The 8,921-nt window shown below is 61.3% G+C and carries 8 protein-coding genes; 2 read left to right on the top strand and 6 right to left on the bottom strand.

Annotated features, from left to right (window positions below; genetic code table 11):
* The first annotated feature begins 39 nt into the window (after nt 1-39).
* Nucleotides 40-942 (top strand): carbamate kinase, encoded by a 903-nt coding sequence (locus tag CVV68_RS22335; RefSeq protein WP_110503184.1) that lies wholly within the window; start codon nt 40-42, stop codon nt 940-942.
* Nucleotides 943-1,136: 194 nt separating this feature from the next.
* Nucleotides 1,137-1,808, top strand: coding sequence for a BON domain-containing protein (locus CVV68_RS22340; protein ID WP_110503185.1), 672 nt, complete (start codon nt 1,137-1,139; stop codon nt 1,806-1,808).
* Between the two features lie 69 nt (nt 1,809-1,877).
* Here the strand turns inward: CVV68_RS22340 and CVV68_RS22345 are convergent, their stop codons facing one another.
* From CVV68_RS22345 to CVV68_RS22370, 6 genes are all read right to left on the bottom strand, one after another.
* Nucleotides 1,878-2,870 (bottom strand): zinc-dependent alcohol dehydrogenase family protein, encoded by a 993-nt coding sequence (locus CVV68_RS22345; RefSeq protein WP_110503191.1) that lies wholly within the window; start codon nt 2,868-2,870, stop codon nt 1,878-1,880.
* Between the two features lie 120 nt (nt 2,871-2,990).
* Nucleotides 2,991-4,382, bottom strand: a complete 1,392-nt coding sequence (locus CVV68_RS22350; protein WP_110503186.1) for an NAD-dependent succinate-semialdehyde dehydrogenase — start codon at nt 4,380-4,382, stop codon at nt 2,991-2,993.
* Between the two features lie 157 nt (nt 4,383-4,539).
* A complete protein-coding gene (locus CVV68_RS22355; RefSeq protein ID WP_245933740.1) occupies nt 4,540-5,598 on the bottom strand; it encodes a zinc-dependent alcohol dehydrogenase in 1,059 nt (352 codons plus the stop codon).
* A gap of 76 nt (nt 5,599-5,674) precedes the next feature.
* A complete protein-coding gene (locus CVV68_RS22360) occupies nt 5,675-7,096 on the bottom strand; it encodes an NAD(P)(+) transhydrogenase (Re/Si-specific) subunit beta (RefSeq protein WP_110503188.1) in 1,422 nt (473 codons plus the stop codon).
* The gene (locus CVV68_RS22365) at nt 7,093-7,410 is read right to left on the bottom strand and encodes an NAD(P) transhydrogenase subunit alpha part 2 (RefSeq protein ID WP_170133322.1); all 318 of its coding nucleotides are present in this window, start codon (nt 7,408-7,410) and stop codon (nt 7,093-7,095) included. Before CVV68_RS22365 ends, CVV68_RS22360 begins: the two co-directional genes overlap by 4 nt.
* Nucleotides 7,410-8,594 carry a Rossmann-fold NAD(P)-binding domain-containing protein gene (locus tag CVV68_RS22370; protein WP_110503190.1) on the bottom strand — a complete coding sequence of 395 codons (1,185 nt, stop codon included), beginning with the start codon at nt 8,592-8,594 and terminating at the stop codon, nt 7,410-7,412. Before CVV68_RS22370 ends, CVV68_RS22365 begins: the two co-directional genes overlap by 1 nt.
* Between the last annotated feature and the right edge of the window lie 327 nt (nt 8,595-8,921).

Below are 8,921 nucleotides of genomic sequence, written 5' to 3' on the forward strand. Positions count from 1 at the left end.
CTCAGTTCCCTCGCTTCCATGACCCAAGGGGACCGATAAGTGCGCATCATCGTCGCACTGGGCGGCAACGCCCTGCTACGCCGCGGCGAGCACCCGGAGTCCAGGATCCAGACCCAACGTCTCGCCGCCGTGGCGCCGTCACTCGTACAGCTCTCAGTTGACCATCAGCTTGTGATCGTCCACGGCAACGGCCCCCAAGTCGGACTCCTTGCCTCGGAGAATGCTACGGATACGTCGATCGCGGCGGCCTATCCACTGGGCGACATGGTCGCTGAGTCGCAGGGCCTGATCGGGTTGTGGCTGCAGAGGTCCCTGCACAATGCAGGCATGGCCGGACCCGTGGCCGCCCTGGTCTGCCAGACCGTCGTCGACGCGTCCGATCCGGCGTGGCAAGTGCCTACCAAATATATCGGGCCCGGCTACAGCGCCGAGGATGCGCAAGTGCTGGCCAAGCAGTATGGCTGGATATTCAAGGAGGACGGGTCACACAGGCGCCGCGTCGTTCCCTCGCCGGCACCGGTCGAGATCGTGGAACAGGACATCATCGTCGGCCTGCTGGCTGCCGGCGTCACCGTGATCGCCGGCGGGGGCGGCGGGGTGCCTGTTACCCACGACGACGGTGTCTTGTCCGGGGTGGACGCCGTCGTCGACAAGGACAGCGTTGCCGCGCTCCTGGCGATCCGCCTCGACGCCGATCTCCTCGCTATTTTGACCGACGTTCCGGCCGTAATGACCGGATTTGGCACGCCGCAGCAACAACCCATCCATGCGATCACGTGTGCAGCCCTCGAGGGCAACACCTTTGCCGATGGATCGATGGGTCCGAAAGTACGCGCGGCTATTGGCTTCGTCCAAGCTACCGGCCGCCGGGTCGCAATCGGAAGTCTCGATGACGCATTGGCCGTCGTTGCCGGTGAAGCGGGAACACAGGTGCGCGCGTAGGCGTGCAGCGCACTTGGACTCGCAACCCTGCGCCGTTCACGCGGTGCAGGGTTTCATCGTCCACCGAGCCGCCTTGGGCGATTCCCTGGCAGCTCAACAGCATCGGAGGACTTTTGACCCTACGCCCCGGTCGTACAGGCGGTCAGTATTGAATTAGGTGCGCAGGCCTGCGTGCTGTGATGCAAGGACCGGCAATGACGACAAGCAGCGTGACCAGAATCGATCATGACCTCCAAACCGCAGTCGAGGAAGAACTTGACTGGGCTCCCGAAGTGGATGCCGCAAGTATCGGGGTAGCAGTGAACAGCGGTGCCGTCATCCTGACTGGAGAAGTGCGTGACCACTCGGAATGTGTCGCTGCTCAGCAGGCTGCCCTCCGCGTCCGGGGGGTTTCTGCGGTTGTGGATGATCTGAAGGTGCATCCTCATGTTTCGTGGCCGGCGAGTGAAATTGAAATCGCTACAGCTGTTGCAAATGCGCTGAGGTGGGCAAGCAACGTCCCCGAGACGGTCCAAGCAGAAATCAAGGACCACAAAGTAACTCTCGTTGGTACGGTTCACTGGGACTTCGAGCGCCTGGCCGCCAGGGATGCGGTCCACTATCTGCGTGGCGTGTACGCGGTGGATAACCAGATAACGCTCTCGGCACGGCCGTCCGCCATCGACACGGGAGCGCGGATTAAAGATGCCATACGCCGGAACGCCCAGTTGGACGCGAACCACATCAGCGTTGACGTCGATGGCAACACCGTCACCCTCAGCGGGCAGGTACGGTCCTGGTCTGAAAAAGAGCAAGCGGCCGCGGCATCTTGGGCATCACCACACGTCACGGACGTCAAAAATGACCTTGAAGTTCGGGCATTGTGATCCGGTCGCGTGGGGGTTTGTCCTTCTTCGTCGGGTGGCAAACCTCGCCAGGCTTGGCGGCCTTCGATCTCATGACGGCATGGTTATGACGATGGAACCCGATGCGTTCCCGGCTCGAAGATCTGAGAGGGCTTTGTCGACACTGTCGAATGGGTAGCTCGTCACCGTCGGGGTGATCGACAAATTGTGCGCAAGTGCGAGGAACATTGTTCCATCGGCGCGGGTATTGGCGGTGACGGTACGGAGGTCTCGTTCGTTGAAGAGGGCGTCGTTGTAGTTCATGACGGGAATATCCGACATGTGAATTCCGGCCAGAACTACTGTTCCGCCGCGTTTCGTCGCGGCAAGGGCGGTAGGGACCAGTTCTCCTGCGGGCGCAAAGATGATGGCGGAATCCAGTTTCGTGGGCGGTTCGTCGGTGGCGCCGCCGACAAAGACAGCGCCGATGCTGCGCGCAAGGTCCTGATTTGCCGTGCCTCGGGTCATTGCGTAGACAGTCGCTCCTGCGGCCTGCGCGATCTGGGCGGTGATGTGTCCGCTGGATCCGTATCCGTAGATCCCGAGACTGCCGCCTGCGGGCAGTGCGGCGCGGGACAGGGCCCGGTATCCGATGATCCCGGCACAGAGCAACGGTGCAAGTTCGACCGCGTTGCTCGTTCGGGGCAGGAGATACGCGAACGCTTCTGGCACTGTCGTGTACTCGGCGAATCCGCCGTCGGCATCCCATCCGGTGTATTCGGAGTCCGGGCAGAGATTTTCGCGTCCGCTCCTGCACCACGGACATACGCCGCAGGTGCGGCGAAGCCAGGCGATCCCTACGGTGTCGCCTTCGCGAAGCCGCTTTACGCGGTCTCCGAGCCCGGCGACGGTTCCGACAATCTGGTGACCGGGGGTCACGTGAGTTAAATGGCGCTCGAGCTCTTGATCGAGGACGTGGAGGTCCGTCCGGCACACTCCGCATGCCAATACCCGAACAAGGACTTCATCCGGACCTGGGGTCGGCACGGGCTTACTCACCAAACTGATCTGTCCAGGTGTTTCGCCTGTGGCCCATGCCGTCATCTTCTCCAAGGACGTCTCCATTTTCTGTACGTGAGTGGGACTCTGCGGTGAAAGTCTTTGACGGGCACCTGGCCCAGCAGCTCACCTGTGGTGAACCGGCCGGGCCAGATGTCGTGATCGTCAGAATGCGGCGTTGATATCAACGACGTCGATGACCTTCTTATTGATGAACTCCTGGATGCCGAGGTTGGTCAGCTCATGACCGTATCCGGAGTGCTTGACACCACCGAAGGGGATGTCTGCCTTGACCATCGTGGGGTGGTTGACATAAACCATGCCGGTTTCGATCTTCCTGGCCACCTTTTCGCCGTTTTTGGTGTCCTTTGTAAACACGGAACCGCCAAGCCCGAAGGGGGAATCATTCGCCACCGCCACCGCCTCGGCTTCGTCCTTGACGCGGATGATCATGGAGACCGGTCCGAAGAATTCTTCGTAGTAGGAAGGGTTTTTTGAGTCCATCCCGGTGAGGATCGTGGGCTGGAAAAAAGCCCCAACCGCTGGAACGGGGTCGCCGAGCGTTTCGGCTTGTGCACCTCCTGCGACGGCCCGCTTGACCTGCCCGGCCAGCTTGTCAGCCGCGCCCTGGGACGACAACGGTGCAAGAGTCGTCGTCGGATCCAGCGGATCGCCCGACTTCAATGCCGCAACACCCGCACGGTACTTCTCAAGGAACTCGTCAAACACCTCGTCGACCACGATCATGCGCTTGGCAGAGACGCACACCTGCCCGGCATTCCAGTGGCGGCCAAACACTGCCCAGTCGACCGTCTTGTCCATGTCAGCGTCCTTGAGAACAACAAAGGCATCGGCTCCACCCAACTCGAGTGTGCTCTTCTTTACGGCTTTCGCAGCATAGGAGGCGATGATTGAGCCGGCTTCTTCGCTTCCGGTGAGCGCGACACCGCGGACCCGCGGGTCGTTAATGACGTACTCGGTGAGTACATGCGGCAGATAGAGGTTCTTGAACACCCCCGAGGGAAGCCCCGCTTTCGCGAAGAGGTCATCGAACACGGCAGCAGACTGCGGGACGTTGCTGGCGTGCTTGAGCAGGATGGTGTTGCCTGCCAGCAGTTGGGGTGCCGCGACGCGCACTACCTGATAGTAGGGGAAGTTCCACGGCTCGATGGACAAGAGGACACCGAGTGGCTCGTTTACGATCTCCACTTCGCCCTCGGCAGCGTAGGCGACAGGAACCTTCTCCGTCCCAATCAATGCTTCGCCGCGGTCGGCGTAGTACTGCAGGATGTCGGCCGAGAGGTCGACTTCCGCTTCGGCCTCGGCGATGACCTTTCCCATTTCCAGGGTCAGCAACTCTGCATACCGTCGCTTATCCGCCCGGAGCAACGCGGCGGCTTTGCCGAGCACCGCAGTCCGTGCGGAGAACGGGGTCTCGCGCCAGGTGAGGAATGCGGTGTGCGCCGCGGCAATGGCTGTATCAACTTCTGCTTTTGTCGCATCCGGGAAAGTGGCAACTACTTCATTGGTGTATGGATTGATCGTTTGGTATGTCATGTCGAAAACACCTTTCTTGGCAGCTAACTTGCTTTGATTCTTAGCCCCACAGCTGGCTTGTGCGGCTGTGGGAGTCGTTGGTGCTCGATCCGGCGAGGCGGCCTGTCTGCGTTGCTGCGGCGGTTCCGTGGCCCTTGATGAAAGCCGGATAGGGCCGTCAAACGGCTGGGACCGGTGCGTTGACGAAATCGAAGACCAGGCGGGCGGGTATGGCACCTGAGAGGACATCAGCCATGGCCGTGTTGACGTCAGCGATGTTCCGCGCTTCGGCGACGACCCGGGTCCGGCCAGCAGCATGCAGGGCGAAGACTTCGACCAGGTCCTGACGGGTGCCGACAATGGAGCCAATAACAGAGATCCCCTTGATCACAGTCTCGAAGATCGGAATCTGCATGTTTCCGGATGCGGGCATCGCAACGCAGACGAGTCGTCCGCCGGGGCGGAGCGACGCAAAGGCCTGCTCGAAAACCTTCGTGGACGGGGCCAGGACAAGCGCAACGTCGAGACCACCCAACTTCTGGATCTCCGCCACAGGATCTGTTTTTGCCGCGTCCACCACGTGGCTTGCCCCGAGTTCGGTAGCGAGGTCGAGCTTGGGCTGCTCGATATCGATCCCGACGACGATGCCGCCCATGATTCGGGCGTATTGAACGGCGAGATGGCCGAGTCCGCCGACGCCGAACACGCCAACAAGCTCGCTGGGCACGATGTGCGCAACTTTGAGGGCCTTGTAGGTCGTCAGGCCCGCGCAACTCAGCGGAGAGGCATCCATGGAACTGATGCCATCGGGAACCGGGACAACGTACTTGGCGCTGGCGACGGCGTATTCGGCGAATGCGCCATCCATCGAATACCCGCTGTCCTGCTGCTTCTGGCACAGGGTCTCTCTGCCGTCAATGCAGTAGCGGCATTCACCGCAGGCAGATCCGAGCCAGGCGATGGCGACACGCTCGCCAACGGTTCGGTCAGGGACTTCGCTCCCGAGCTTCTCGATGATTCCGACCCCTTCGTGGCCGGGTACCAGCGGGAGGGTTGGCTTCACAGGCCAATCACCGTGGGCCGCGTGGATGTCTGTGTGGCAGAGACCGCAGGTCTCCATCCTCACGAGAACCTGCCCAAGTGCCGGTTCGGGGACGTCGCGCTCCTGAATCTCGAGCGGAGCACCGAATGTGGTGACGACTGCTGCCTTCATGATGTGCCTTTCGTTGATTGCCAATGAGATTGAATACGCGGACCAGGCGACGATGCCGTATGGCTTCGGGTTCTGACAGCGCAGCTTATGGTGTGAAGTTTCATGCGGAAACGTATTCCTTGACGGCGGTGGTGATACCCGTCAACGCCTTTTTCGCGTCGTCAAAGAGCATCCCGGTTTTGGGGTCGGTGAACAGCGGGTTGCTGATGCCGGCGTAGCCTGGCCGCATGGACCGTTTGATGACGACGACCGACTTGGCATGGTCGGCGTCGAGAATTGGCATCCCGGAGACCGCGTTGCCGGGTTTCCGGGCGTCAGGGTTGCACACGTCGTTGGCTCCGATGACCAAGGCAACATCGCAGTTGTTGAACGCTGCGTTGGCGTCGTCCAGCTGCAGCATCTGCTCGTAGGGGACGTTGGCCTCGGCCAGCAGCACGTTCATATGACCCGGCATTCTGCCCGCCACCGGATGGATGGCGTACTTTACGTCCACGCCGTGGGCGATCAGCAGCGCAGCGAGTTCGGCCACCTGGTGCTGGGCCTGGGCAGCTGCGAGCCCGTAGCCGGGAACAATGAGAACGTGCTGCGCATAGGCGAGCTGGATTGCGACGTCGTCCGCCGTGAGACTGCGGACATTGGCGAGGTCTTCACCACTGGGCCCGGACGATGAGACAGGTTCACCGGTTCCAAAACCGCCAAGGATGATGGAAACGACGGATCGGTTCATGGCCTTGGCCATCTGCAGGGTCAGAATCGTGCCGGCAGCTCCCACCAGGGCGCCGGCAATGATGAGTGCTTGGTTGTTGATGGCGAACCCTGCCATCGCGACGGCAAGCCCGGTGAAGGCGTTCAGGAGCGAGACGATCACCGGAGCGTCCGCGCCGCCGATGGGGAGTACCATGAGCACGCCCAGAATGAGTGCTGCGACGAGCACCACGACCAGCATCAGCGTGTTGCCCCGCAGGATGACTGCCATTACTCCGGCGCAGAGGGCGACAATGGCCACGAGTATATTGACAGCCCGAGCGCCCGGGAACGTGATCGGCTTTCCGGAGATGATCCCCTGAAGCTTTCCGGCGGCTATCAGTGAGCCTGAGAAGGTGATGGATCCGATCAACACATCCAGAACGACCGGGATCGAGATTGTCAGTTCAATTCCGCCGGCGTCACCGGGGAGGACGAAGGCAGCGAATGCGACGGCTGCGGCACCGCCACCACCTACTGCGTTGAAGACGCTGACGAGTTGGGGAACATCTGTCATCTTCACTGTTCGCGCCTGACGCACTCCGAAAACGCCACCGAGCAAGGCACCGCCGATGAGGGCGGCCCAGGCAATCCAGTGACCTCCGGAGGAGACGAGAGAAAAGACGATGGTCGTCACGACGGCGATGACCATCCCGCCTGCCGAGATGAGGTTTCCGGTCCGGGCCGTCGATGGCGCCCGCATTTGGTGCAATCCGACGACGAACAGGCTCGCCGAAGCCAAGTACAGCACGCCGACGAGAAACTCGAACCCAGTCACGACGCAGCCCCGGCGGTAGTTGACATCGAAGACTGCTTGGGTTTGGTAAACATTTTCAGGATGCGGTCGGTCACGACATATCCGCCAAACACATTCGCCGCCGCGAGCGTAGCTGCGATAAAGGTCAGGATATAGCCCGCAGGGGTGCTGGCCAGCGATGCCGTGATGACTGCGCCGGCTATGACGACCCCGTGGATGGCGTTGGATCCGGACATCATCGGGGTGTGGAGGGTGGAGGGGATCTTGCTGATCACTTCTACCCCGACCAGGAGAGCCAGGACAAAGATGGCGAGATTGCCGAAAAGGGTCTGCATCAGGCGACCTGGACTTTCATGGAATCAGTGGATCCGAGAGGTGGAAGGTTCAATGCCGCGCGCACGGCCGGACTGGTGATGCCGCCGTGATGGGAGACGACGATGCTGGCGTGGATCTCATCTGTCGGGTCGACGGTGATGGCACCCTGCGACGCCAGGGAATCAATGACAGCGCTCATGTTCCTGCCATACATCTGTGACGCGGAGGTGGGCAGCTGGGCGGCGAGATTGCCACCGCCAACCACGACTACGCCGTCGACCGTGGTATGCGTGGAGCCATCCACCGAGCCAAACACATTGCCGCCCTTGTCGCTCGCCCCAAGATCCACGCACACAGTGCCGGACTTCAGTGCGGAAAGCGTCTGGGCCGATACCAGCAGCGGAGGGATTCGGCCGGGGACCTTCGCTGTGGTGATGATGATGTCGAATGCCGTCAATGCGGCTGCGAGCTCCTGCTGCTGGGCGGCCTGCTCCTCGGCCGTCATGGAGCGCGCATATCCGCCCTCTCCAGTTCCGGCTGCGACCGAGGATGTGAGGAATCGGGCCCCCAGAGATTCGACTTCTGCCCGCGATGCGGCCCGGACGTCGTACCCCGTGACTACTGCGCCAAGTCGTTTTGTTGTTGCAATGGCCTGTAGACCGGCTACGCCGGTTCCGATCACGATCACCTTTGCCGGAACCGCAGTTCCTGAGGCCGTGATCATCATGGGCAGGTAGCGGCCGAAACTTTCCGCTGCGACGATCGCTGCGCGATACCCAGCCGCGCTGGATTGGGAGCTCAGTGCGTCCATGGCTTGGGCCCTGCTCAGAGTCCGGGGTAGAAGTTCAAGGGCGACGAGAATGACTCCCCGGTCAGCCAACCCACGAACAGCGTCAAGGTTGTTGAACGGATCGAGGAGCCCAATGACCGCCTGACCCGAATTCAGTGAGTTCGTGACGGAATCCGGGGGGAAACCCAGAGAGGCCAACAGATCACATTTTGCGATGACGTCGGCGCGGGTCGTGACTGTTGCTCCCGCAGCCGCAAAGCTGTGGTCATCAAAACCGGCGTCCGTCCCGGAACCTGATTCCACGAGGACTGCCATTCCCGAATGAACTATGCGTGCGGTGGCGCTCGGGTCAAGAGCGACCCGGTGTTCGCTGGAATTGTGCTCTGAGAGCACCCCAACGGCCAAAGTGGTCATCTCTGAGCACCTGGCACATGCACCAAGCCGATATGTTGCTGTTCAAATGTGGTCATGACTCAATACTCGTTACCTCCAGCCCGCCCAGATAGGGCCAAAGGTCACACCCCTGGAACAGGCAGGCCATCCGATGGAAGCGGTGTGCGTGGTTCGCCTAGCTAAGGCAACGGGACAGCATGCCGGTGGGTGTCTGGGCTGGGGTTGGGTGCAAAAGCCACGACCATGGCCACACTGCGCCGAGACATTTGGGGTGGTGCGGACGGCTCAAGTATGCCAGCCATGACGGTTGGTGACTTTTGGCCCTGTCAGGCCGGGTCGGCCAACCGT

It is taken from the genome of Arthrobacter livingstonensis, assembly GCF_003219815.1.
Lineage (GTDB): Bacteria > Actinomycetota > Actinomycetes > Actinomycetales > Micrococcaceae > Specibacter > Specibacter livingstonensis.

Coding starts and splice junctions, on each gene's coding strand:
- CVV68_RS22345 (WP_110503191.1), bottom strand. CDS start 2,870: ATGACGGCATGGGCCACAGGCGAAACACCTGGACAGATCAGTTTGGTG.
- CVV68_RS22350 (WP_110503186.1), bottom strand. CDS start 4,382: ATGACATACCAAACGATCAATCCATACACCAATGAAGTAGTTGCCACT.
- CVV68_RS22370 (WP_110503190.1), bottom strand. CDS start 8,594: ATGACCACTTTGGCCGTTGGGGTGCTCTCAGAGCACAATTCCAGCGAA.
- CVV68_RS22365 (WP_170133322.1), bottom strand. CDS start 7,410: ATGCAGACCCTTTTCGGCAATCTCGCCATCTTTGTCCTGGCTCTCCTG.
- CVV68_RS22340 (WP_110503185.1), top strand. CDS start 1,137: ATGACGACAAGCAGCGTGACCAGAATCGATCATGACCTCCAAACCGCA.